The 24,381-nt window shown below is 62.5% G+C and carries 25 protein-coding genes; 8 read left to right on the top strand and 17 right to left on the bottom strand.

Going from position 1 to position 24,381, the window contains the following annotated elements; translation table 11 throughout:
* Positions 1-6: 6 nt before the first annotated feature.
* Positions 7-1,449: a PTS system trehalose-specific EIIBC component gene (gene treP, locus ACM62G_RS17660; RefSeq protein ID WP_054057411.1), complete on the bottom strand. Its 1,443-nt coding sequence runs from the start codon at positions 1,447-1,449 to the stop codon at positions 7-9.
* Positions 1,450-1,673: 224 nt separating this feature from the next.
* Here treP and treR point away from each other — a divergent pair, with 224 nt between their 5' ends.
* Positions 1,674-2,378, top strand: a complete 705-nt coding sequence (treR, locus tag ACM62G_RS17655; protein ID WP_054057410.1) for a trehalose operon repressor — start codon at positions 1,674-1,676, stop codon at positions 2,376-2,378.
* Positions 2,379-2,595: 217 nt separating this feature from the next.
* Here the strand turns inward: treR and ACM62G_RS17650 are convergent, their stop codons facing one another.
* From ACM62G_RS17650 to ACM62G_RS17625, 6 genes are all read right to left on the bottom strand, one after another.
* A complete protein-coding gene (locus tag ACM62G_RS17650) occupies positions 2,596-3,009 on the bottom strand; it encodes a helix-turn-helix domain-containing protein (protein ID WP_054057409.1) in 414 nt (137 codons plus the stop codon).
* Between the two features lies 1 nt (position 3,010).
* Entirely contained in the window at positions 3,011-3,322 is a 312-nt protein-coding gene (locus ACM62G_RS17645; RefSeq protein WP_273826012.1) for a type II toxin-antitoxin system HigB family toxin, read from the bottom strand.
* 295 nt (positions 3,323-3,617) lie between these two features.
* On the bottom strand, positions 3,618-5,195 hold the full coding sequence (gene guaA / locus ACM62G_RS17640; protein ID WP_054057408.1) for a glutamine-hydrolyzing GMP synthase: 1,578 nt from the start codon (positions 5,193-5,195) through the stop codon (positions 3,618-3,620).
* Positions 5,196-5,300: 105 nt separating this feature from the next.
* Positions 5,301-6,770: an IMP dehydrogenase gene (guaB, locus tag ACM62G_RS17635; RefSeq protein ID WP_054057407.1), complete on the bottom strand. Its 1,470-nt coding sequence runs from the start codon at positions 6,768-6,770 to the stop codon at positions 5,301-5,303.
* 82 nt (positions 6,771-6,852) lie between these two features.
* The gene (locus ACM62G_RS17630; protein ID WP_419735247.1) at positions 6,853-7,401 is read right to left on the bottom strand and encodes a sugar ABC transporter ATPase; all 549 of its coding nucleotides are present in this window, start codon (positions 7,399-7,401) and stop codon (positions 6,853-6,855) included.
* Positions 7,402-7,493: 92 nt separating this feature from the next.
* Positions 7,494-8,261, bottom strand: coding sequence for a sulfite exporter TauE/SafE family protein (locus tag ACM62G_RS17625; RefSeq protein WP_054057405.1), 768 nt, complete (start codon positions 8,259-8,261; stop codon positions 7,494-7,496).
* Positions 8,262-8,362: 101 nt separating this feature from the next.
* Here ACM62G_RS17625 and ACM62G_RS17620 point away from each other — a divergent pair, with 101 nt between their 5' ends.
* The 4 genes from ACM62G_RS17620 (at position 8,363) to rlmF (ending at position 12,739) form a co-directional block, all read left to right on the top strand.
* Positions 8,363-9,259, top strand: a complete 897-nt coding sequence (locus ACM62G_RS17620) for a LysR family transcriptional regulator (RefSeq protein WP_419735246.1) — start codon at positions 8,363-8,365, stop codon at positions 9,257-9,259.
* 162 nt (positions 9,260-9,421) lie between these two features.
* Positions 9,422-10,801, top strand: coding sequence for an exodeoxyribonuclease VII large subunit (gene xseA, locus ACM62G_RS17615; protein ID WP_419735245.1), 1,380 nt, complete (start codon positions 9,422-9,424; stop codon positions 10,799-10,801).
* Between the two features lie 18 nt (positions 10,802-10,819).
* Positions 10,820-11,641, top strand: coding sequence for a M23 family metallopeptidase (locus ACM62G_RS17610; RefSeq protein WP_273825997.1), 822 nt, complete (start codon positions 10,820-10,822; stop codon positions 11,639-11,641).
* Positions 11,642-11,698: 57 nt separating this feature from the next.
* Positions 11,699-12,739, top strand: a complete 1,041-nt coding sequence (gene rlmF, locus ACM62G_RS17605; protein ID WP_419735244.1) for a 23S rRNA (adenine(1618)-N(6))-methyltransferase RlmF — start codon at positions 11,699-11,701, stop codon at positions 12,737-12,739.
* A gap of 71 nt (positions 12,740-12,810) precedes the next feature.
* On the opposite strand, the gene ACM62G_RS17600 is transcribed toward rlmF, so the two are convergent.
* Positions 12,811-13,092, bottom strand: a complete 282-nt coding sequence (locus ACM62G_RS17600) for an HU family DNA-binding protein (RefSeq protein WP_010445708.1) — start codon at positions 13,090-13,092, stop codon at positions 12,811-12,813.
* A gap of 399 nt (positions 13,093-13,491) precedes the next feature.
* On the opposite strand from ACM62G_RS17600, the gene yejK reads away from it, so the two are divergent.
* Together yejK and ACM62G_RS17590 are read left to right on the top strand one after the other, a co-directional pair.
* The gene (gene yejK / locus ACM62G_RS17595; protein ID WP_054057843.1) at positions 13,492-14,499 is read left to right on the top strand and encodes a nucleoid-associated protein YejK; all 1,008 of its coding nucleotides are present in this window, start codon (positions 13,492-13,494) and stop codon (positions 14,497-14,499) included.
* Between the two features lie 3 nt (positions 14,500-14,502).
* Entirely contained in the window at positions 14,503-14,853 is a 351-nt protein-coding gene (locus ACM62G_RS17590; protein WP_419735243.1) for a glutaredoxin family protein, read from the top strand.
* A 109-nt stretch (positions 14,854-14,962) separates the two neighbouring features.
* Here ACM62G_RS17590 and ACM62G_RS17585 read toward each other — a convergent pair whose 3' ends face one another.
* From ACM62G_RS17585 to ACM62G_RS17545, 9 genes are all read right to left on the bottom strand, one after another.
* The gene (locus ACM62G_RS17585) at positions 14,963-15,898 is read right to left on the bottom strand and encodes a glutathione S-transferase family protein (protein WP_419735242.1); all 936 of its coding nucleotides are present in this window, start codon (positions 15,896-15,898) and stop codon (positions 14,963-14,965) included.
* Between the two features lie 126 nt (positions 15,899-16,024).
* Positions 16,025-16,354, bottom strand: a complete 330-nt coding sequence (locus tag ACM62G_RS17580; RefSeq protein WP_273825993.1) for a GIY-YIG nuclease family protein — start codon at positions 16,352-16,354, stop codon at positions 16,025-16,027.
* Positions 16,355-16,401: 47 nt separating this feature from the next.
* Complete coding sequence (locus ACM62G_RS17575; RefSeq protein ID WP_273825992.1) at positions 16,402-16,872, bottom strand: nuclear transport factor 2 family protein; 471 nt, start codon at positions 16,870-16,872, stop codon at positions 16,402-16,404.
* Positions 16,873-16,974: 102 nt separating this feature from the next.
* Complete coding sequence (locus ACM62G_RS17570; protein WP_419735241.1) at positions 16,975-18,288, bottom strand: CynX/NimT family MFS transporter; 1,314 nt, start codon at positions 18,286-18,288, stop codon at positions 16,975-16,977.
* Positions 18,278-18,937, bottom strand: a complete 660-nt coding sequence (locus ACM62G_RS17565) for a FadR/GntR family transcriptional regulator (RefSeq protein WP_273825990.1) — start codon at positions 18,935-18,937, stop codon at positions 18,278-18,280. Before ACM62G_RS17565 ends, ACM62G_RS17570 begins: the two co-directional genes overlap by 11 nt.
* A gap of 145 nt (positions 18,938-19,082) precedes the next feature.
* The gene (locus ACM62G_RS17560; protein ID WP_054057836.1) at positions 19,083-19,847 is read right to left on the bottom strand and encodes an amino acid ABC transporter ATP-binding protein; all 765 of its coding nucleotides are present in this window, start codon (positions 19,845-19,847) and stop codon (positions 19,083-19,085) included.
* A 10-nt stretch (positions 19,848-19,857) separates the two neighbouring features.
* Positions 19,858-20,952: an amino acid ABC transporter permease gene (locus tag ACM62G_RS17555; protein WP_054057835.1), complete on the bottom strand. Its 1,095-nt coding sequence runs from the start codon at positions 20,950-20,952 to the stop codon at positions 19,858-19,860.
* Between the two features lie 10 nt (positions 20,953-20,962).
* The gene (locus tag ACM62G_RS17550; protein ID WP_054057834.1) at positions 20,963-22,144 is read right to left on the bottom strand and encodes an amino acid ABC transporter permease; all 1,182 of its coding nucleotides are present in this window, start codon (positions 22,142-22,144) and stop codon (positions 20,963-20,965) included.
* Positions 22,145-22,211: 67 nt separating this feature from the next.
* Positions 22,212-23,243 (bottom strand): amino acid ABC transporter substrate-binding protein, encoded by a 1,032-nt coding sequence (locus tag ACM62G_RS17545; protein WP_017904198.1) that lies wholly within the window; start codon positions 23,241-23,243, stop codon positions 22,212-22,214.
* 477 nt (positions 23,244-23,720) lie between these two features.
* Between ACM62G_RS17545 and ACM62G_RS17540 the strand changes: the two genes are divergently transcribed.
* Complete coding sequence (locus ACM62G_RS17540) at positions 23,721-24,377, top strand: alpha/beta hydrolase (protein ID WP_419735240.1); 657 nt, start codon at positions 23,721-23,723, stop codon at positions 24,375-24,377.
* The last annotated feature ends 4 nt before the right edge of the window (positions 24,378-24,381 follow it).

The raw sequence follows: 24,381 nt of genomic DNA, 5'->3' as shown, positions 1-24,381 counted from the left end.
TCGATATCAGGCGACGCGATAGCCGGGGCGCACGATCTTCAGGCTCAGCGCACAGGTCAGGGCAAAGGGCACGAGCATCGCGACGGCCATGCCGATGATGAACACCGGAATCGACTGCGGGACGATCGAGATGAAACCCGGCAGGCCGCCCACACCGATGGCCGAGGCCAGCACCTTGTTCAGCGACAGGAACACGCTGGCCAGGGCCGAGCCGATCAGGGCGGCGTAGAACGGGAACTTGTAGCGCAGGTTGACGCCGAACATCGCAGGTTCCGTGATGCCGAAGTAGGCGGAAATCGCCGAAGTCGAGGCCATGCTGCGATCCCGGGCGTTGCGGCTCATGTAGAACACCGCGAGCGCCGCACTGCCCTGGGCCAGGTTGGACATCACGATCATCGGCCAGATGAAGGTACCGCCATGGCCGGAGATCAGTTGCAGGTCCACTGCGAGGAACATGTGGTGCATGCCGGTGATCACCAGCGGCGCATACAGCAGACCGAACACCGCACCGCCGACCGCCGGTGCCACGTCGAACAGCCAGACCATCCCCTCGGTGATCAGGATGCCCAGGTGACGGGTCACCGGGCCGATGATCGCCAGGGCCAGAACACCGGTGACGACGATGGTGGTAATCGGCACCACGAGCAACTGGACGGCATTCGGTACCCGCGCGCGCAGCCATTTCTCGATCACACTCATGACGTAGGCGGCCAGCAGGATCGGCAGAATCTGCCCCTGGTAGCCGACCTTCTCGATCCGGAACCAGCCGAAGATATCGAAGTACGGCAGGCTCTGACCGTCGAGGCCGGCCACCGCCTTGCCGTAGTTCCAGGCGTTGAGCAGGTCGGGATGGACCAGCATCAGGCCAAGGACGATACCGAGGATTTCGCTACCGCCGAAACGCTTGGCCGCCGACCAGCCGACCAGCGCCGGCAGGAACACGAACGAGGTGTTGGCCATGAGATTGATCAGGCTCCACAGCCCCTCCAGCGACGGATAGGCTTCGAGGAGCGTCTTGCCATCGACGAACATGCCCTTGGCGCCCATGAGGTTGTTCACCCCCATCAGCAGGCCGGCAATGATCAGCGCCGGCAGGATCGGCATGAACACATCGGAGAACACCCGCACCAGGCGTTGCATGGCGTTGCTCTTGTCGGCGCCGGCCTTCTTGACATCGGCGATGGTCGATGCGGCGAGGCCGGTGGCCTCGCGCAGCGCGGCGTAAACCCGCTCCACCTCGCCGGGACCGATGACGATCTGGAACAGCCCGCCGGTGAAGAACGAGCCCTTGACCAGATCGATCGCGGACAACGCGGCCCGGTCGACCTTGTTCGGGTCCTTGAGCGCCAGCCGCAGGCGGGTGACGCAGTGAGCGGCCTGCTCGAGGTTGTCGGCACCGCCGAGGCTGCTCAGCAACTGGCGGGCTATATTCGGATAGTCGTGGCTCATGATTTTTCTTCCGCGCTGATTGTTATTGGAGGTTGTCGCAGCACATGAGCAGACGTTACTCGTCTGTACGAGTTAAAGCAACAACTCGTACAGACGAGTTGAGCGTTTATTGGCAAAAAGCCCGACAAATGGACAAAGCCTCGACCTGCCCTTAAGGTTCCATTCCTTGGGACATCCCGTCCGCTACGCTGTTACCGGGCGATTTCCGATCCAGAGCGAACACCATGAGCAAATACAACCAGATCTACAGCGATCTGCTTGCCAGCATCACCACCGAGCAATTGGAAAAAGGCGCCCGGCTCCCTTCGGAAACCGAGCTGATGGACAGCTACCAGGCCAGCCGCGGCACCGTGCGCAAGGCCATCGAGCAGTTGCAGGAGCGGGGTTTTGCCCAGAAGATTCACGGCAAGGGCACCTTCGTGCTGTCACGCAGCCCGATCGAGTTCCAGCTCGGCGGCATCGTCACCTTCCAGGAAGCCCATTCGAGCCTGGGCAACAACATCGGTACGGAAGTCGTGGAGTTCAGCGAAGTACCGCTGGAGGGTTTCCTGCAGGAACGCCTGCAGGGCGAACCGGGCAGCCCGGTGATCCGGATCAAGCGGGTCAGGCGCATCGACGGCAAGCGGATCATTCTCGACATCAACCACTTCCTCGCCGAGCTGATTCCCGGCCTCACCCGAGAGATCGCCGAGCACTCGATCTACGCCTACATCGAGCAAACCCTGCAACTGAACATCAGCTTCGCCCAGCGCACCATCGAGGCGATGCGCTGCAGCAAGGACGACCTGCAGCACCTGGACCTGGACGGCGCCAGCCACGTGATCGTGGTGAAGAACCAGACCTTCCTGCAGGACGGCCGGCAGTTCGAGTACACCGAGTCGCGGCATACGCTGGACAAGTTCTACTTTTCGGATGTGGCGCGGCGCTGAGGCGCTGCCAGCCGATGATTCACAGCACCAGCGCCAGCAACTCGGGGCTCACCGCACCGAGTTTGCCGGTGGCCTTGGTGAGCCCGACCAGGTCCGGCACCACTTCAATGACGTGATCAAGTCAGATGCCAATCGAAGTCTCTCGGCAAGGTCAACAGGGAGATGAGCAACGCTTAACGCACCTGAAGCTGCCGGTATGGATGGAAAAGTGGCGCGATCAAAAGAAAAGTGCAGGACTGACCGCAAACCGCTTACTCAATGCCGCAATGTGGTCGCGGGTCAAGTTGCGGCCACGGCCATTAAGAATCTTGGACACCAGTGACTTGCTACCAATCTCTGGCAGATCAGCCACTCCTAGACCATGTTGCTCCATCAGCAACCGAAGCACGTCAACGCCTCCCAACTTTGCCACCCGTGCGTTGAACGCCACAAACTCCTCAGACTCGTTTTCCCAACTCTCAATGGAGCGAGCCAGGATTTCGATCAGCGGACGGTTGACCTCATAGTCCTCAAGCAGATCATCCATCAACGCCAGCGCCTTGGCATAGTCGTCATCATTGGCTATGCGGCTAATGAAGCCCGCCTCGCTGAACAAGGCATGGGCTTTTTCCTTGATGGCGGCAAACCCCATATCAATCAGCCTCCTTCCGGTGACGTTTGCAAAGCTTGTCGTACTCGGCATGAGTCACGATGTGCTTGACGTACAGGCGGTTGTCGCGAAACTCGATGAAGGCAATCAGGCGAAGATTGTTGCCACCGATGTCGAGTACCCACCACTTATCCTTGTATTTGAAGTTGTCCAGTGATGGAAAAACCTTCCTTAGCGCCTGCGGTGTATCGAACTCGCCGGATCGCAAGACCCGATAGGTGCGGTCGATAGCTTCAACATCGTTTGGGTAGGCTCTTGCCGCATCGCTGAACGGCTTTCTGGATATGACGTGCATGTCGTTTCATGCCCACGGATATAGAATGATAAAAAGTTGACATTTTGTCAACCGCGATTGACCGGTCCAGCTTTCTGCATGAAACGCAGTCCGCTCTTGATCACCATGGTCGGGGCTCCGCGCTAGAGTTTCTTGAGTGTACAGAGATAGAAAACGCAAGAAGACCAGTGTGTTTTCAGGATATTGCGACGGTTAAGAGCAGCGAACTTTCCTATAGCCAGAAACGACAATGGCGATCGATACCGAAGCATCGACCGCCATTGTTTTAACGCCTTGAGCCTACATCAGGCTGGGATCATTCCCACTCGATAGTCGCCGGCGGCTTGCTCGACACATCGTAGGTCACGCGGGAAATACCCTCGATCTCGTTGATGATCCGGCCGCTGACCGTCTCCAGCAGTTCGTAAGGCAAGTGCGCCCAGCGCGCGGTCATGAAGTCGATGGTTTCCACCGCACGCAGGGCCACGACCCAGGCGTAGCGACGGCCGTCACCGACCACACCTACCGATTTCACCGGCTGGAACACCACGAAAGCCTGGCTGACCTTGTGGTACCAATCGGCCTTGCGCAGTTCCTCGATGAAGATGTGGTCGGCGCGACGCAGCAGGTCGGCGTATTCCTTCTTCACTTCGCCAAGGATCCGCACACCCAGGCCCGGGCCCGGGAATGGGTGACGGTAGACCATGTCATACGGCAGACCGAGTTCCAGGCCGAGGCGACGAACCTCGTCCTTGAACAGCTCGCGCAACGGCTCGACCAGCTTGAGGTTCATCTCTTCCGGCAGGCCACCGACGTTGTGGTGGGACTTGATCACGTGGGCCTTGCCGCTCTTCGCGCCAGCCGATTCGATCACGTCCGGGTAGATGGTGCCCTGGGCCAGGAACTTGATGTTGTTCAGCTTGCAGGATTCGGCATCGAACACGTCGATGAAGGTGCGACCGATGATCTTGCGCTTCTTCTCCGGGTCGGCTTCGCCGGCCAGGTTGTTGAGGAACTGCTCCTCGGCGTTGGCGCGGATCACCTTGACGCCCATGTTCTCGGCGAACATGGCCATCACCTGGTCACCTTCGTGCAGGCGCAGCAGGCCGTTGTCGACAAATACGCAGGTCAACTGGTCGCCGATAGCCTTGTGCAGCAGCGCCGCGACCACCGAGGAATCGACACCGCCGGACAGGCCCAGCAGGACGTTGTCGCTGCCGACCTGGGCGCGGATCTGGGCAATGGCGTCGTCGGCGATGTGCGACGGGGTCCACAGCGCTTCGCAACCGCAGATGTCGAGGACGAAACGCGACAGGATGCGGCCGCCCTGCTTGGTGTGGGTCACCTCTGGGTGGAACTGCACGCCGTAGTAGCGCAGGTCGTCGTTGAACATGCCGGCGATCGGGCAGCTCGGGGTGCTGGCCAGGATGTGGAAGTTCTCCGGCATCCGGGTGACCTTGTCACCATGGCTCATCCACACGTCGAGGCCGTACAGGCCGTCGGCGTCGATGTGGTCCTCGATACCGTCCAGCAGACGGCTCTTGCCGACCACGTCGACGCGGGCGTAACCGAATTCACGCAGCTCGGAACCTTCGACCTTGCCGCCCATCTGTTCGGCCATGGTCTGCATGCCGTAGCAGATACCGAAAACCGGTACGCCCAGTTCGAACACCGCCTGCGGGCAGCGTGGGCTGTTGGCTTCGTGTACCGACTCGGGGCCGCCGGCGAGGATGACGCCTTTGGGAGCGAATTCGCGAATCGCCTCGTCGTCCATGTCGAACGGATGCAGTTCGCAGTACACACCGATCTCACGCACACGGCGGGCGATCAGTTGGGTGTACTGGGAACCGAAGTCGAGGATCAGGATGCGGTGGGCGTGAATGTCGAGGGCCATGGCTCATTCTCGTCTGTGAAATCAGAAACAACACGGGGCTGTCATCAACAGCCCCGGTTCAAATTCGTCAATCGCCTCCCGACCAGCGCCAGGAGGCGATCACTATCAGCCTACGCGATAGTTTGGAGCTTCCTTGGTGATCTGCACGTCGTGGACGTGAGATTCGGCCATGCCGGCACCGGTGATACGCACGAACTCGGGCTTGGTGCGCATCTCCTCGATGTTGGCGCTGCCGGTGTAGCCCATCGAGGAACGCAGGCCGCCCATCAGTTGGTGAACGATGGCGGTCAGGGTGCCCTTGTAGGGTACGCGACCTTCGATACCTTCCGGCACCAGCTTCTCGGCACCTGCGGAGGAGTCCTGGAAGTAGCGGTCGGAGGAACCCTGGGACTGCGCCATCGCACCCAGCGAACCCATGCCGCGGTAGGCCTTGTAGGAACGGCCCTGGAACAGTTCGATCTCGCCTGGCGCTTCTTCGGTACCGGCGAACATCGAACCCATCATCACGCAGGAGGCGCCGGCCACGATGGCCTTGGACAGGTCGCCGGAGAAACGGATGCCGCCGTCGGCGATCAGCGGAACACCGGTGCCTTCAAGGGCAGCGGCGACGTTGGCGATGGCGCTGATCTGCGGCACGCCGACACCGGCGACGATACGGGTGGTGCAGATCGAGCCCGGGCCGATACCGACCTTGACCGCATCCGCGCCCGCCTCGGCCAGGGCCTTGGCCGCAGCGCCGGTGGCGATGTTGCCGCCGATCACCTGCACCTGCGGGAAGTTTTCCTTGACCCAGCGAACGCGGTCGATCACACCCTTGGAGTGACCGTGGGCGGTGTCGACCACCACCACGTCAACGCCGGCATTGACCAGCGCGGTCACGCGGTCGCCAGTGTCCTTGCCGGTGCCGACTGCGGCGCCGACGCGCAGACGACCCTGGTCGTCCTTGCTGGCCAGCGGGTAGGCCTTGGATTTCTCGATGTCCTTGACGGTCATCATGCCCTTGAGGGCGAACTTGTCGTCGACGATCAGGACCTTTTCCAGGCGGTGCTTGTGCAGCAGCGCACGGACTTCGGCCTTGTCGGCACCTTCGCGAACGGTGACCAGACGCTCTTTCGGCGTCATCACTTCGCGAACAGGGACATCCAGGCGGGTTTCGAAACGCACGTCACGGGAAGTGACGATGCCCACCAGGTCGCCATCGTGCAGTACTGGCACGCCGGAGATGTTGTGCATGCGGGTCAGTTCGAGCAGGTCACGGACCGAGGCGTCGGCCTCGATGGTGATCGGATCCTTGACGACACCGGCCTCGAACTTCTTGACCTTGCGCACTTCGGCAGCCTGCTGCTCGATGGTCATGTTCTTGTGGATGATACCGATACCGCCTTCCTGGGCCATGGCAATGGCCAGACGGGCTTCGGTGACAGTGTCCATGGCAGCGGAAACCAGCGGAATATTCAGCTCGATGCCACGGGTGAGACGGGTTTTGAGACTGACTTCGTTGGGAAGCACCTCGGAATAACCGGGCACAAGGAGAATGTCGTCGAAAGTCAGGGCTTCTTGGCTGATACGCAGCATCGCGGGGGCTCCCGGGCGGGAAAATGGAAGCGCGCCATTATACTCACACCAGGGCCCCGGCTCAATGTAAACCTTGGCCTATTTACAGCTCGACCTGCACCCAGGCGACGGGCTGATCCAGCCAGTCGGCGAACTCGTCGAGAAACGCCTGCCTGAAACCGGCTTCCAGCCAGTTATTGAAGATGAATCCCAGGTTGGAGAAGGCGCAGGGCTGAAGGAACAGGAAACCGTTGATGTCGTCCTCATGCCCGCACAATGGGCAGATGAAGTTCTCGGTACGCCCCGGCATCCAGTCTTCCAGGCTGTCGAACAGCGCCTCGCCGACTTCCCGGCGGCATTCGGCACAGCCGGCCTCTTCGAGAAAGCCCCTGGACGGAGTATAGATGCAGCGCTTGGTGATGATCTCCAGGCCGTTGATCGGCTCGCCGAACGGCAGCGCCTCAGGACGCAGGACCACATTGGCCGCCCCCGGGGCGATGGCGTAGGCCATGCGATTGCCGGTGCGGCCGCAGGTGCTCAGTTGCTCCTCGACGATGTTCTTGCGTACCAGCCAACGCAGGATCGCCCGGGCACGAGGCTCGTGAACCGGCAGGGTGGAGATTTTCGGGACGATGATGCTTTGGGTGTTCATGCTCAGGGACTTCATGGCTACGGGCGGGTGCGTCGGGAGAGAACAGCTTTTCGGCAACCCGGCGCAGCAGCTTAATCCCCTGCCCCCCCAGGTCAAGCACTGAAGTAGCGGCTGATCAGCGCAATGCCACTGGCCAGCACCAGCCAGGTCACCAGACGCACGAAGGCTTCACGGGACAATCTCGCCGTCACCCGCCGGCCGATCCACAGCCCCAACGCCATTGCCGGCAGCAGGCACAGCGCCAACAGTAATAAAGGTAGTTCGGCGTAGACCCCGGCGATCACGAACAGCGACAGACGCACCACCGTGCTGCAACTGATCAGCGCGCTCTGCGTGGCCCGGGCCGCATCCTTGGGCAGCCGGCTGTTGAGGTAGATCGCATAGAGAAAGCCGCCACTGCCGAACAACGCGCCGAACATCCCGCCCACCGTCCCCATGGGCACTGCCCAGCCAGCCTTCAACTGTGTGGGCCGAACCTTGATCAGCAGGCTGTAGAGGGCATAGGCGCTGATGAACAGGCCCATCAGCAACAGCAGGATGTCGGACTTGAGGTTGAGCAGGAACACCACGCCCAGGGTGCAACCCACCGCCATGCAGGGCAACAGGCGCAACAGTTCCGAGCGGGCGACATCCTTGCGCGACGGCAGCAGGTTGCCGAACGCCGCGACGAAATCCAGCAACACCAGCAACGGCACGATCTTCGACAACGGCATGAACAGGAGCAGGATCGGACCGGCCACCAGCGCCGTACCGAAACCGGCCACGCCAAAGACGATATAGGCCAGGGCGACACCCAGTTCCACCACCAACCAGTCGGTGGCACTGAACGGCCACTGGCTCAACAACGCGACGACACTCATGAGAAACGACTTCCACAATGGGTTCGCTTGACTTTAGCCATTGGCGAGCCTTGCGACTAATATGTTCAAAGCCCTTCACCCATCTCGAAAAGGCATGACTTGTGATTTCCACCCGCCAGTTGCGTTACTTCGTCGAAATCGCCGACTCCGGCAGTTTCAGTGCGGCCGCCGAGCGCCTGTTCATTGCCCAGTCCGCCTTGAGCCGGCAGATCAAGGAACTGGAACATCACCTGCAAACGCCCCTTTTCGAGCGCACCGCACGCCAGCCGCGGCTGACAGCGGCTGGCGAGGCCTTCTATCCAAGGGCGAGAAACCTGCTGAACGAATTGAACAAGGCCAGCGAGCTGGCGACCCAGGTCGGCAATGGCCAACTGGGCACGTTGCGCCTGAGCCATTCCAGCACCGTGCCGATGAGCGGACGCCTGCTGCGGGCAATCGGTCATTACCTGGAGCAGAGCCCGGGCGCTTCGATGGATATCGCCAAGTTGTCTTCCGAGGCGCAACTTGAAGAGTTGGCCGAGGGTCGGCTGGATGTCGGCCTGTTGCGCCTGCCGGTGCTGCGCCAGCGCGAAGGCGTCCAGATCCTGCCGCTGTTCAGCGAGCGCCTGTTGCTGGCCGTGCCACCGGACCATGCGCTGGCGGGGTCGACCGAAGGCATTGACCTGGCACTGCTCAGGGACGAAGCCTTCATCTCCATCCCCCATCCCCAGCGGGGTGGCTTGAGTTACCTGTCGGCCGAATTGTGCATGCGCCAGGGGTTCTTTCCCAAGGCGGCCCGAGTGGTATCGCGCAAGACCACCCAGTTGCAACTGATCCAGGCCGGGTTCGGCATCGCCCTGCTGCCGGAGTCGATGCGGGACATCGCCCCGGCCAACATCCACTTCCTGCCACTCAGTGACCCGGACTGCCAGAGCACCCTGGCCCTGGTCTGCCGCCAGGAACCAACACCGCTGGTGGCCCAGTTCGTCGAGTGCTTCCGGCAGCACCTGCAACACTGATTGCCCCTTGTGGGGCCCGGCTTGCTGGCGGTTGCGCCCTTCCAGACACGGAAGCTCCTATTGGGTGGCCGCACAGAAACCATCCTGATAAATCCACAAGAATAGTGGCCTCCATTCACAGAGCATGGTGATCGGCCAGCAAATGCCTTTATCATGCCCGCCATGATCAAAGACCCCTTTTCCCGTCTGGGCCTCGACCGCGAAGTCCTTACTGTCAGTCAGCTCAACGGCCGCGCGCGGGTGTTGCTGGAAGACGTGTTCAGCAATGTCTGGGTCGAAGGCGAAATCTCCAACCTCGCCCGCCCGGCCTCCGGCCATATCTATTTCACCCTCAAGGACAGCGGCGCCCAGGTGCGCTGCGCGCTGTTCCGGCAGAACGCCGCCCGCGTACGCCAGGCCCTGAAGGATGGCCTGGCGGTCAAGGTGCGCGGCAAGGTCTCGCTGTTCGAGGGCCGCGGCGATTACCAGTTGATTCTCGACACCGTCGAACCGGCCGGTGATGGCGCGCTGCGCCTGGCGTTCGAAGCCTTGAAGGAAAAGCTCGGTGCCGAAGGCCTGTTCAGCGCGCAACGCAAGGTCCCGTTGCCGGCCCACCCCCAACGGATCGGTATCGTCAGTTCGCCGACCGGCGCAGTGATCCGCGACATCATCAGCGTCTTCCGTCGGCGCGCACCGCAGGTGGAACTGACCCTGATCCCCACTGCGGTCCAGGGCCGCGAGGCCACCGCGCAGATCGTTCGCGCCCTGAAAATCGCCGACGCCAAGGGTTTCGACGCGCTGATCCTGGCCCGCGGCGGCGGCTCGCTGGAAGACCTCTGGTGCTTCAACGAAGAAGCGGTCGCCCGCGCCGTGGATGCCTGCGTGACGCCGATCGTCAGCGCCATCGGCCACGAAACCGATGTGTCCATCAGCGACTTCGTCGCCGACGTGCGCGCCCCGACGCCCTCGGCTGCGGCCGAACTGCTGGCCCCCGATTCCAGCGACCTGCAACGCCGGGTCGAGAACCTGCATCGTCGCCTGGTGATGCGCATGCAGGACCGGCTGGCGCGTGAGCGCCTGCGCCTGGACGGCCTGGCCCGGCGCCTGCGGCATCCGGGCGAACGCCTGCGTCAGCAGGCCCAGCGCCTGGATGACCTGGACATGCGCTTGCGCCGGGCCTTTGAACGCCAGCTCGATAATCGCCGACAAAAGCTCCTGCGCCTGGAAACCCGCCTCGCCGGCCAGCATCCGGGCCGTCAGTTGGCGCTGCTGCGCCAACGCCTGGACAGCCTTGCCGAACGCCTGCCCCGAGCCATGCGCGAGGGCCTGAAGGCGCGGCGCCTGCAGTTGCAGAGCCAGATGCAAACCCTGCATGTGGTCAGCCCGCTGGCGACCCTCGGACGCGGCTACAGCATCCTGCTGGACGAGCGCGGCCAGGCCATCCGCAATGCCGGGCAGACCCGCCCCGGCCAACGGCTGAAGGCGAAACTGGCCGAGGGCGAATTGCAGGTGCGGGTCGAGGACAACCACCTGACACCCGTGACCCTCTCGCTACTGGACTGACTTTCAAGGGATCTGAACATGCCGCGTTTTCTTGCCGCCCTGCTGCTCCTGGGCCTGGCCTGCAATGCCCACGCCGACAGCTACATCACCCGCCTGCTGAACAAACCGGTGCCCGGCGGCGTCGCCGTGGTCGACCTCGGCACGGCGGCCCAGGCGCCCAAGGCCAGTTACCAGGGCAAACCGGTGTTGGTGGTCAAAGAGCAGAACAACTGGCTGGCGATCGTCGGCATCCCGCTGAGCGTCAAGCCCGGCAACCAGCAGATCAGCTCGGGCAGCCGTAATCTCGGTTTCAGCGTCGGCAGCAAGCAATACCCGGAACAGCACATCACGCTGAAAAACACCCGCCAGGTCAATCCCAACCCGGCCGACCTCAAGCGCATCGATGAGGAACTGGCGGTGCAACTGCGCGCCTATCGCAGCTTCAGTCCGGGCACGCCGAGCAACCTGCTGCTGGACAAACCGGTGAACGGCCCATTGTCGAGCCGCTTCGGCGTACGCCGGTTCTTCAACGGCGAGGAACGCAACCCCCACGCCGGGCTGGACTTCGCGGTGCCGGCCGGTACGCCGATCAAGACACCGGCCGCCGGCAAGGTGATCCTCACCGGCAACTACTTCTTCAACGGCAACACCGTGTTCGTCGATCACGGCCAGGGTTTCATCAGCATGTTCTGCCACATGTCGAAGATCGACGTGCAGGTCGGCCAGACCCTGGCCCGCGGTGCCGTGGTCGGCAAGGTCGGCTCCACCGGACGCGCCACCGGGCCACACATGCACTGGAACATCAGCCTGAACGACGCCCGGGTCGACCCGGCGATCTTCATCGGCGCATTCCAGCCCTGAGCGGGCGAATGTGGGACAATGCCGGTCAATCGAGCCTTACCTGAACCGACCCTGCCCATGAACGCCCCAAGCAAACCCAAGCCCCCACGTAAAAAACCCGCCAAGGCCGCCCCGGCCAAGGCGGCACAGCCGCGCGAAAAAGCCGCACTGCATCCGCGCAACCGTCACCAGGGGCGTTATGACTTCCCGCAACTGATCAAGGGCTGCCCGGAGCTGGGCCAGTTCGTGATCATCAACCCCTACGGCAAGGAAAGCATCGACTTCGCCGACCCGGCGGCCGTGCGCGTGTTCAACCGGGCCCTGCTCAAGGCCTTCTACGGCATCGCCCACTGGGACATCCCGGCGGACTTCCTCTGCCCGCCAGTACCGGGCCGGGCCGACTACGTGCACTTCCTCGCCGACCTGCTGGCCGAACACAACGACGGCGTGATTCCCCGTGGTGCTGCCGTGCGGGTGCTGGATATCGGCGTCGGGGCCAACTGCATCTACCCGCTGATCGGCCATGGCGACTATCGCTGGCAGTTCCTCGGCTCAGACATCAACCCCACGGCCCTCGCCGCCGCCAAGGCGATCGTCCAGTCCAACGGCCTGAACAGGGCCATCAGCCTGCGCCAGCAGGACAACCCGAAACACATCCTCAGCGGCCTGCTGGGCAGTGACGAGTATTTTGACCTGACCCTTTGCAATCCGCCGTTTCACGCCTCCCTCGATGAGGCCCAGAGCGGCAGTCGACGTAAATGGAAGGCCCTCGGCAAGGCCGACCCCAAGCGCAAGCTGCCGGTGCTGAACTTTGGCGGCCAGGCTGCGGAGTTGTGGTGCGAAGGTGGCGAGGCGCGCTTCGTGACGCAACTGATCAGCGAAAGCTCGCCGCTGGCGAACCAGGTACTGTGGTTCAGTACGCTGGTATCCAAGGCCTCGAACCTGCCTGCCATCGAGGCGGCCCTGAAGAAGGTCGGTGTCCTGGAAAGCCGGGTCGTGGAGATGTCCCAGGGCCAGAAGCAGAGCCGCTTCGTCGCCTGGACCTTCCAGGACAAGGCCCGGCAACAGGCCTGGCGCCAGGAACGCTGGGTGCCTGCCGGCGGGCCAAGCCGGGGATAAATCGAACAACGCCATTTCGCAGGCGAAAAAAACCGCGCCCGGATCGCTCCAAGGCACGGTTTCACGGCATCTTACTTGTTGACAGCGTCGGTCAGGGCCTTGGCTACAACCAGCTTGATCACTTTCTTGGCAGCGATTTCGATGGCAGCGCCAGTCGAAGGGTTACGGCCAGTACGGGCAGGACGCTCGGTCACTTTCAGTTTGCCAACGCCTGGCAGAGTGATTTCGCCGCCGTTTTCCAGCTGATCAGCAACGATATCGGTCAGTTGCTCGAGAACCTTGCGCACTTCAGTCTTCTGCAGAGCGGTAGCTTCGGCGATATCGGCGATCAGTTGGTCTTTGGTAATAGCCATTGAGATGTTCCTTCCCTATCAAATTCATTTGGATTGCAGAGTGCAGTGCCAGCCATCGAGCCAAGCCTTTTGGACCTGACACCCCGCTGATAAACCGCGACGGATCGCGGATGTAGATAACAAAAACGGGGTTTGGTTCGACCTGACACCTGCTGAAAACACGCTTTGCGCGCATACCTTGGCGCAAGACGGGGCAAAGCTAGCACAGAGACGGGGAAATATCCGCCTCTACCTAGCCATTTGGTCAGCTTTTGCGCTCGTTTTCGAAAAAAAACTGCCAGAAACCGCTGATTGGTCAAGTTTGTTCCGCCAAACGCTGCTTCAGCGCCACGGTACGGTACACTGACGGCTTTACCCGGGGAGCCGCGCCTCTCCCCCCGACCACCAGCCGAGAAGCCCATGCCGATCCGTCATTGCATCGTCCACCTGATCGACAAGAAACCCGATGGCACACCCGCCGTGCTCCATGCCCGTGACTCCGAACTGAGCGAGTCCCAGGCCATCGAGCACCTGCTGGCCGATCTCAATGAAAGCTACAACGCCAAGCAAGGCAAGGCCTGGGGTCTTTTCCACGGCGAATCGGGCGCCTACCCGTTCAGCGGCTGGCTGAAGGAGTACCTCGATGGCGGCAAGGACTTCACCGCCTTCAGCCGGGTGGCGGTCGAACACCTGCAGAAGCTGATGGAGGAGTCCAACCTTTCCACCGGCGGCCACGTGCTGTTCGCCCACTACCAGCAAGGCATGACCGACTACCTGGCCATCGCCCTGCTGCACCACAGCGAAGGCGTGGCGGTGAACGCCGAACTGGACGTCCTGCCGTCCCGGCACCTGGACCTGGGCCAGTTGCACCTGGCCGCGCGGATCAACATTTCCGAGTGGCAGAACAACAAGCAGTCCAAGCAATACATTTCCTTCATCAAGGGCAAGAACGGCAAGAAGGTCTCGGAGTACTTCCGCGACTTCATCGGCTGCCAGGAAGGCGTCGACGGCCCGGGCGAAACCCGTACCCTGCTCAAGGCCTTCAGCGACTTCGTCGAGAGCGAGGACCTGCCCGAAGACGACGCCCGCGAGAAAACCAAGGCCCTGGTCGACTATGCCAGCAGCCAGGCGAAACTCGGCGAGCCGGTGGCCCTGGAGGAACTCTCGGGGCTGATCGACGAGGATCGTCCCCGGGCGTTCTACGAACACATTCGCAACAAGGACTACGGGCTGTCCCCGGAAATCCCGGCAGACAAACGCACCCTGAACCAGTTCCGCCGCTTCACCGGCCGGGCCGAGGGGCTGTCCATCAGCTTCGAGGCGCACCTGCTGGGCTCGAAGATCGAGTATGACGAGGAGGCCGGCACACTGATCATCAAGGGCCTGCCGACCCAGCTCACCGATCAGCTCAAGCGCCGCAAGGACTGATCGATGCTCGCTGGCGTGCTGAAGAAGTTCCTGCTGATCCTGCTGGTGGTCGTGGTCTACCAGAACTGGGGCAGGATCGAGCGGGTGTTCCACCCCGAATCGGTGGTGTCCGAGCAGACCCGCAGCCAGGCCCGGGTGGTGCTCTACGCCACCGAATGGTGTGGCTACTGCAAGGCGACCCGGCGCTTTCTTGACCAGAAGGACATTCCGTTCAAGGAATTCGATATCGAAAAGGACGCGCAGGCGCGCAAGGCCTACCAGGCCCTGGGCGGCGGCGGGATTCCGATACTCGACGTCAACGGCACGCTGATTCGCGGTTATCGACCAGACAACATCCTCGCTGCCCTCAAGTGACTCCGCCCTGCAGGAGCGGGCTTGCCCGCGAAGCTTTCAGCGGCCGCACGGGCCTGTTAGCGGGCAAGTCGGACGCCGCACCGACTGCTCCTACAGAATGCCACGCCGCTCAACGCGCCTCGATACGGAACCCCAGCCGCGGGAAGTGGACATGCACCACCCCCGCCCGCTCATCCTCACGCCGCAGGATCAGTTCCTCGCTGCCGGCAAACAGCAGCTCGCCGGCCACCGGGTCGACGCCGTAGTCCGTGGCGGCAATCACGACCTGCTGCCCCGCGGTGAAGCCGTTCGGATCGACGAAAGGTTCCTCGGGCAGCTCTGCCGGCACAGCTTCCCGTGCCACCTGTACCGCCTCCTCGGCCGTCATCACGTTCGAGGCACCGTGCCCGAAGCCCATCACCCGCTCGAACCAGGCCAGCACTGCAGGGTACTCATCCACCAGCGGCGAAGTGACCGGCGTAGCCTTGAGGAACCACAGGATATGCGCCATCGAGAAATCGGCGATGGACGGCTCGCCGAACAGGAAGTCGCCTTCCTCACGCTGCAGTTGCTGTTCCAGTCGGGCCATGAAGGCCGGCCATGAATGCCTGGCTTCCTCCAGCGGAACCCGGGTGGCCGAACCACCGCTGAACAACCCGGCACGGTCAGCCATGAAGGCCTTGGCCTGTTCCGGGGAGAACCGGGCGAAACGCACCGCCGCCGATTCCGGCTGGAACACCAGAGCCACGGCATGCCGGAAGGCCACCGAATCGGCCCAGGCGGCGAACGTCGTGGCCACCATCTCCCGGCCTTCGGGGAACAATGCCGGCGAAGCCTTTTCCTGCTCCAGGCGACGGGCGATCAGCGCGGTATCGCAGTAGATGTCCGCGCCCACCTGCAGCACCGGAGTCTTGCGATAGCCACCGGTCAGGGCCGTCAGGTCAGGCTTGGGCATCATCGGCGGGATGTTCACCGAGCGCCAGGACAGCCCCTTGAAACCCAGCAGCAGCCGAGCCTTTTCGGCAAAGGGGGACGTTGGATAGTGGTGAAGAATCAGCTCAGACATGCCGGGATCCGCCGTACGAGTAGGAGTCCGCAGCTTAGCCTGCAAATCGGCGCCAGCCTACCCGACCTGGCTGATATCGCCCTATCGAAGGCACTAATGGCCGACGGTACGGCCAGGGAGCGCGGGTCACTTTCGCCCGGCCGAAAAGGCTTCCAGGCAGAAGCTCGCCGCCAACGCCTCCTTGGCGCTCTTGCGCAGTTTCTTGATCAGGCGCTCCTGGCGCAGGGCATCGCCCTTGTCACGGCACGCTTCGACGTAAACCAGCGCCACCGCGGGGCTCGAGTGGAAGAAGCGCGCGCCCTTGCCGCTCTGGTGCGAGGCGAAACGCCGCTGCGGGTCGTCGCTGATACCGCAATACAACGAACCGTTGGCCGCCCGCACCAGATAGACGAACCAGGATTTGGTCGCCGGCACGACGGTCTCGGCGATGACTTCGGGTTCCGGGCTGGTGTTCACGTGGCAGGCGGCTTGAGCGGAAACGGGGGATGAGATCTTAACAGACCTCAGCGGCTTGCCTGGAATGCCTTGAGTCCCTTGAGCGCCTGGCCACGCACGGCATTCTTCACCAGCGGCGTCCAGCCCAGGATCAAGCCCTTGGCCCCCAGTGCCTGGCGGGCCCAGCGCCACAGGTCAAAACTGTCGTGATGCTCGCAGATCCTGCCGTCGCGAAACACGAAGCGGGCCTGGATATCGTTGACCACGATGTTGCCGGTCTGGCTGAACAGGTAGGTCGCCACCCAATGGGCACCACCGCTGCGCTCGTCGGCACGGACATTGTCGAAGGTCAGGGAAAAGTCCTTGGCCCGGGTGGTGAGCATGCGCCACATGTCGCCGGCATCACGCCCGCGCAACTCACCGAAGGCCGGGTCGCTGAACAGCACATCCTCGGTGTAGCAGGCGCTCATCGCCTCGGCATCCAGCCGCTGGAAGGCCTTGTAGAACTCGGTAATCAACGCGCTGTGGGCATCACTCATGTACGGGCTCCGTGCAGGTAAAAGGATTGCCTGCACGATAGTCCGCAAATGCGCCGCTGACTATCGGCATTCGCCATTCGAATACCGGGAGTACGGGGCCATTCAGAGTTTTTCGCTGTTGACCTGCACGTACAGCGCCCGCCCGGCCCCGAGCCCGGCAGCGATCGCACCCAGGCCGACCACCGCGAAAATCCAGCCCAGCGCCTGCCAGCCGCCGGTGAGGTCATGCACCAGGCCCACCGCGAACGGGCCCATGGACGCCAGGGTGTAGCCGATGCCCTGGGCCATGCTCGACAGGTTCGCCGCCACATGGGCATCGCGCGAACGCAGGACGATCAGGGTCAGTGCCAGGCTGAAGGTCCCCCCCTGCCCAAGCCCCAGCACGATCGCCCAACCCCACAGGCCGTCGAGGGGCGCGTACAGGCAACCGAACAGGCCACCCAGGGTCAGCAGCATGACCACCAGGATCGCCAGTCGCTGGTCCTTGCCACGGGTCGCCAGCCAGGGCGCCGCCAGGGAACTGGCCAGCTGGACCAGGATCGAACCGGAGAGCACGATGCCCGCCTGGGTTGGCGTCAGGCCACGGCCGATCAGCACCGAAGGCAGCCAACCGAACACGATGTAGGCCAGCGACGATTGCAGGCCCATGTACAGGGTCACCTGCCAGGCCAGCGGATCACGCAACAGGCCACGCACACGATAGGCCGCCTGGTGCGCCCCCTGCCGGCTGCCGACCTGCGGCAGCCATACCACGGCCGCTACCAGGGCCGGCACCACCCAGAAGCCCAACCCCAGCGACCAGCTGTTACCGAAGTGCTGACTCAGTGGCACGGTCGAGCCCGCCGCCATGGCCGCCCCCAGGCACAGGGCCATGGTGTAGACGCCGGTCATGGTCCCGGCATGCCTGGCAAAGTCACGCTTGACGATCCCCGGCAGCAGGACGCCGATCACACCAATGCTCGCGCCAGCCAGGATACTGCCGGCAAACAGGCCGAACTCGCCCAGGGAACTGCGCAGGAGCATGCCGCCGGCCAGGGTCAGGAGAATCCCCAGAACCACCCGCTCGCTGCCGAAACGCCGGGCCAGCACCGGCGCCAGGGGCGCGAACAGGCCCAGGCAGAGTACCGGCAGGGTCGTCAGCAGGCCGGCCTTGGCCGCCGACAAGCCGAGGCTGCGGGACACTTCGCTGAGCATCGGTGCCATGCTCGACAGCGCCGGGCGCAGGTTCAACGCCACCAGCACCAGCCCCAGCAGCAACAGCCAGGGACGGCGCAGTACCGGGTGAGCCTGCTGGACGATGGCGTCATCGGCTTCGGCATCGATCAGCAGCGGATCGAGTTCGCCTCGGCGCGGCTGCGTCGAGGCGCCGGCCTCGGGAATGGAACGGGGCATGATGGTCTCGGATTCAAGGTTCATTGATCAGGGTCCTGCACAGGGCCTTGGCGCGTTCGGGATCGCGCTGCTCGACTGCCTCGAGGAGCGCGACGTGCAGATCGAACACCGACTGGCGGCGGGGCGTGATGTCGAGGGTCTGGCGCAAGGCGCTGGCGATCACGCTGGAGAAGTAGCGATACAGCTCGCTGAGCATGGGGTTGTGCGCGGCGTCGATCAGCCGCTGGTGAAAGACCAGGTCGCAGGAGATGTAGCAGTCGAGATCACCGTGGTAGTGGTGGCTGCTGGCATCCAGCGCTTCACGCAAACCCTTGAGGTCCTCGTCGGTACGACGCAGGGCCGCCAGACCAATGGCCTCGACTTCAAAACTGTGCCGCGTCTCGCGCGCCTGGTCCAGGGAACAGCGCGACAACGCCTGCATGGTCGCCAACGGATCGGTGGTGGCCCGCAAATAACTGCCGTCGCCCTGGCGAATCTCGATCAACCCGGAAAACGCCAGCACACGCATGGCCTCGCGCATGGTGTTGCGGCTGATGCCCAGCTCGGCCGCCAACTCCGGCTCGGTCGGCAGGCGCTCGCCCACCACCCAGGTGCCGCGACTGATGCGTTCACGCAATTGCTCCAGGGCCTGGTCGACCAGGGAGCGCTTGGTCAGGGGAATGCTTGGGGACATGGTCTCGCCTTGACATCCAATCATAGGATGAATTTTCACTAGCCTATCCCAGAAACCGGCGGGCGCTCAAGCCGCAGGCGACAGTCGATGCCGCCCCATAAAAAAACCCGGACCAGGTCCGGGTTTTTCATTCAGCGCCAGTCGATCAATGCAGGATCTGGCTGAGGAACGTCTTGGTCCGATCGTTCTGCGGGTTGTCGAAGAAGTCGTTCGGGGCCGCCTGTTCGACGATCTCGCCCTTGTCCATGAAGATCACGCGGTTGGCCACGGTACGGGCAAAGCCCATTTCGTGGGTCACGCAGAGCATGGTCATGCCGTCTTCTGCCAAGCCGATCATGGTGTCCAGAACCTCCTTCACCATTTCCGGGTCGAGGGCCGAGGTCGGCTCGTCGAACAGCATGATCTTCGGTTTCATGCACAGTGCACGGGCAATCGCCACACGCTGTTGCTGGCCGCCGGAGAGCTGCCCGGGGAACTTGTGCGCCTGGTCCGGGATACGCACGCGCTCCAGGTAGTGCATGGCGATTTCTTCCGCCTTGCGCTTGGGCATCTTGCGAACCCACATTGGCGCCAGGGTGCAGTTCTGCAGAATGGTCAGGTGCGGGAACAGGTTGAAGTGCTGGAACACCATGCCGACTTCACGGCGGATCGCCTCGATCTGCTTGAGGTCGTTGGTCAGTTCCACGCCATCGACCACGATGCGGCCCTGCTGGTGCTCTTCCAGGCGGTTGAGGCAGCGGATAGTGGTCGACTTGCCCGAGCCGGACGGACCGCAAAGCACGATACGCTCGCCCTGCCGCACGTTCAGGTTGATGTCCTTGAGTACGTGGAACTGCCCGTACCACTTGTTCACGCCCTGCATCTGAATAATGCCTTCAGGACCCACAGGCTGTTTGATCGCTTCGCTCATCACTTGACTCCTAACGCTTGTGGCCTGTGTCCAGCTTGCGCTCCAGATGCATGGAGTAGCGGGACATACCAAAACAGAAAATCCAGAACACCAGGGCGGCGAACACGTAGCCCTCGGTAGCCATGCCGAGCCATTTCGGGTCGGCGGCGGCCTGCTTGACGCTGTTGAGCAGGTCGAACAGACCGATGATGATCACCAGGCTCGTATCCTTGAACAATGCGATCAGCGTGTTGACGATGCCGGGGATCACCAGCTTCAGGGCCTGCGGCAGAATCACCAGGCCCATGGCGCGCCAGTAGCCCAGGCCCATCGCGGCCGCGGCTTCGTACTGCCCTTTCGGAATAGCCTGCAGGCCGCCACGTACCACTTCGGCGACATATGCCGACTGGAACATGATCACCCCGATCAGTGCCCGCAACAGCTTGTCGAAGTTCATGCCCTCGGGCAGGAACAACGGCAGCATCACCGAGGACATGAACAGCACGGTGATCAGCGGCACGCCGCGCCAGAACTCGATGAAGGTCACGCAGACCACACGGATCGCCGGCAGATTGGAACGCCGTCCCAGCGCCAGCAGGATGCCCAGCGGCAGGGCGCCGGCGATACCGACGGTAGCGATCACCAGGGTCAGCATCAGGCCGCCCCACTGGCTGGTCGCCACGGTTTCCAGGCCGAAGCCGCCGTGCAGCAGGATGAAGGCGACGATCGGGAACACCACCAGGAAGCACAGGCCGTAGATCGCCTTGCGCGGGAAGCGCGAGATGAACAGCGGCGCCGCACCGATGATCGCCAGCCACACCGTCGAATCGATGCGCCAGCGCAGTTCCTGCGGGTAGTAGCCGTACATGAACTGGCCGAAACGCTGCTGGATGAACACCCAGCAGGCACCGCTCTTGGTGCAGTCGGCACGGGTGGTGCCGACCCAGTTGGCATCCAGGATCGCCCAATGCAGGATCGGCGGCACCACCAGATAGATCAGATAGAAGGCGAACAGGGTCAGCAGCGTGTTGATCCAGCTGGAGAACATGTTGGCCCGAATCCATGCGACCACGCCGATGCTGCTGCTCGGTGGGGGCATGTCAGGTTTGAAGGTATGGGAACTCATGGGCCTTTCCTCACCGCTCGATCAGCGCGATGCGCTTGTTGTACCAGTTCATCAGCAGGGAAATGCTGATACTGATCGCCAGGTACACGCTCATGGTGATGGCAATGACTTCGATGGCCTGCCCGGTCTGGTTGAGCACCGTACCGGCAAACAGCGAAACCATTTCCGGATAACCGATACCGGCCGCCAGGGACGAGTTCTTCGCCAGGTTCAGGTATTGGCTGGTCAGCGGTGGAATGATCACGCGCAGGGCCTGGGGGATGATCACCTTGCGCAGGGTCGGACCGTTGCGCAGCCCCAGGGAGCGCGCCGCCTCGGTCTGGCCATGGCTGACCGAACGGATACCCGAACGGACGATTTCGGCGATGAACGCCGCGGTGTACACCGTCAGGGCCAGGGTCAGCGCCAGCAGCTCAGGGATCAATACCCAGCCGCCAACGAAGTTGAAGCCTTGCAGCTTGGGCATTTCCCAGTGCACCGGCGCGCCGAAGACCAGCGTGCAGAGCAGCGGGATAACGATGAACAACCCCAGCCCGGCCCAGAACTTGTGGAACGGCTCGCCGGTTTCTTCAAAGCGCCGGTTGGCCCAGCGGGTCATGAAGACGATCGCGACGATGGCCAGTACCAGGCTGACCACGAACGGCCAGAAGCCTGGCGCGGCGATGGCCGCCGGCATGTTCAGGCCACGGCTGCTGACGAAGAACGTATCGGCGATGTTATGGCTGTTGCGCGGCCCCGGCATGGTCAGGAACACCGCGAAGTACCAGAACAGGATCTGCAGCAATGGCGGGATGTTGCGGAACACCTCGACATAGATGGTCGCCAGCTTGTTGATGATCCAGTTCGACGACAGCCGCGCGACACCGATGATGAAGCCAAGGATCGTCGCCAGGATGACACCGATGAAGGTCACCAGCAGGGTGTTGAGCAGACCGATGACGAATACACGCGCATAGCTGTCGGATTCGGTGTAGTCGATCAGGTGCTGAGCGATACCGAAACCGGCACTGCGCTCGAGGAAACCGAAGCCCGAGGTGATGCCCCGGTGTTGCAGGTTGGTCTGGGTGTTGTGGAACAGGTACCAGCCCAAGGCGATCACCGCGACAACCGTGATGATCTGGAATAACCACGCACGCACTCGCGGATCGCTGAGGCTGAGCCTCTGCTTTGGTGCGCCGACTTGATTTTGCATGAAGTGCCCCAGAAAAAACGGAACAGGGAAGATCGCCCGGCGGTTGGCCCGCCGGGCGACAGATCAATCAGCGCACAGGAGGTGCGTATTGAATACCGCCGTTGTTCCACAGGGCGTTCAGGCCACGATCGATTTCCAGCGGAGTGCTCTTGCCGAGGTTCTTCTCGAAGATCTCGCCGTAGTTACCGACCTGCTTGACGATCTGCACAACCCAGTCCTTGCGCAGCTTGAGGTCCTTGCCATATTCACCGTCGGCGCCCAGCAGGCGGGCTACGTCAGGGTTCTTGGTCGACTTGGCTTCAGCCTCGACGTTTTTCGAGGTGATACCGGCTTCCTCGGCGTTGAGCAGCGCGTAGCCGACCCAGCGCACGATGGCCAGCCACTCGTCGTCGCCGTTACGCACGACCGGGCCCAGAGGCTCCTTGGAAATGGTTTCCGGCAGAACCACGTAGTCCTTCGGCGAAGCCAGCTTGCTGCGCTGGGCGAACAGTTGGGACTTGTCCGAAGTCAGTACGTCGCAACGACCGGATTCCAGCGACTTGGCGCTTTCGTCGGAGGTGTCGAAGGTGATCGGGGTGTACTTCAGGCCATTGGCACGGAAGTAGTCGGACACGTTCAGTTCGGTGGTGGTACCGGCTTGAATGCAGATGGTCGCGCCATCCAGTTCCTTGGCACTCTTCACGCCCAGCTTGTTGTTGGCCAGGAAGCCCACGCCGTCGTAGTAGGTGATGAAGCCGGGGAATTTCAGGCCCATGCCCGCGTCACGGGAACTGGTCATGGTGGTGTTACGCGAAAGGATGTCGATCTCGCCGGACTGCAGGGCGGTGAAACGCTCCTTGGCATTCAACTGGCTGAACTTGACCTTGGTCGCATCGCCGAACACGGCAGCGGCAACGGCGCGGCAGACGTCGGCGTCGATACCGATGATCTTGCCGCTGGCGTCAGGTACCGAGAAACCTGGCAGACCATCACTCACACCGCACTGGATAAAACCCTTCTTCTGAACGGCATCGAGGGTGGCACCCGCTTGTGCAAAACCGCTGACACCCAGGACGACAGCAGCAGTCACGACTGCCAGGGTGGATTTCAACATCTTCATTCAAACCTCCAGTTGCTCTTGTTGTGTCGGAGCTAGAGCCTTGTCGCACCCTTATGAGGCGTTAGTTGACCCGGGTTGGCTTATTTTTGGGTCAGCGACAAAGACTTTGAGCCATGAGTCTAGTTGGGGGACATCCCCGGGGTGCACTCATTGCCCGCCAATCGGCCGAACGGCTTGCGCCCTGTGTTCGCGGAGCCTTCCCGGCCGGTGGCGAACATCAATCCGAATCCGTTAGCCGGATTCGTGCTATCCCACTGCTGACGCTAGCCTGTTAGTGTTACCGCCAGCGGGGGAAAGCACACACTCGAATCTCCCATAGCAAAGCCCGTACCACAGTGATGGGTAAAGCGATTCAGCCAGAGGTCAACAAGAAAACTTTCAAAGTTGCGACATCTTCTTAACAGATACGCCAGCTGTGCACTGCAATCACGCACCCAATCGGAGCGCACGCACATTAATGGAGCAAATGGAGCAGATATGACCGATCCCCTGATCATCCACCCGGCCAAACCCGCCGACGCCTGTGTCATCTGGCTTCACGGCCTGGGCGCCGATCGCTACGACTTCCTGCCCGTGGCCGAGGCCCTGCAGGAGCGCCTGCCGAGCACCCGGTTCGTGCTACCCCAGGCTCCCACCCGCGCCGTCACGATCAACGGCGGCTACGCCATGCCCAGCTGGTACGACATCCTGGCCATGAGCCCGGCGCGCTCCATCAGCCACGAAGAGCTCGAGGCCTCGGCAGACAGCGTGATCGCACTGATCAAGGCCCAGCGGGCCGAAGGTATCGACCCGACGCGAATCTTCCTCGCCGGCTTCTCCCAGGGCGGCGCGGTGGTGCTGCACACCGCTTTCCTGAGGTGGCAGGGCGCCCTCGGTGGCGTGCTGGCCCTGTCGACCTACGCCCCGACCTTCAGTGACGAATTGCAGCTTTCGGCCAGCCAGCAACGGATTCCGGTGTACTGCCTGCATGGCCATTACGACGAGGTGGTGCAGAACGCCATGGGTCGCACCGCCTACGAGCACCTGAAGCGCAATGATGTCACCGCGACATGGCAGGAATACCCAATGGGCCACGAAGTGTTACCGGAGGAAATCAACGACATCGGCACCTGGCTGGCCGCTCGTTTGCGCTGATCGC

The sequence above is a fragment of the Pseudomonas sp. COR18 genome, from assembly GCF_048568395.1.
GTDB lineage: Bacteria > Pseudomonadota > Gammaproteobacteria > Pseudomonadales > Pseudomonadaceae > Aquipseudomonas > Aquipseudomonas fuscovaginae_B.
The sequence above is the reverse complement of the archived record's forward strand: the minus strand, read 5'-3'. Positions and strand labels throughout refer to the sequence as shown.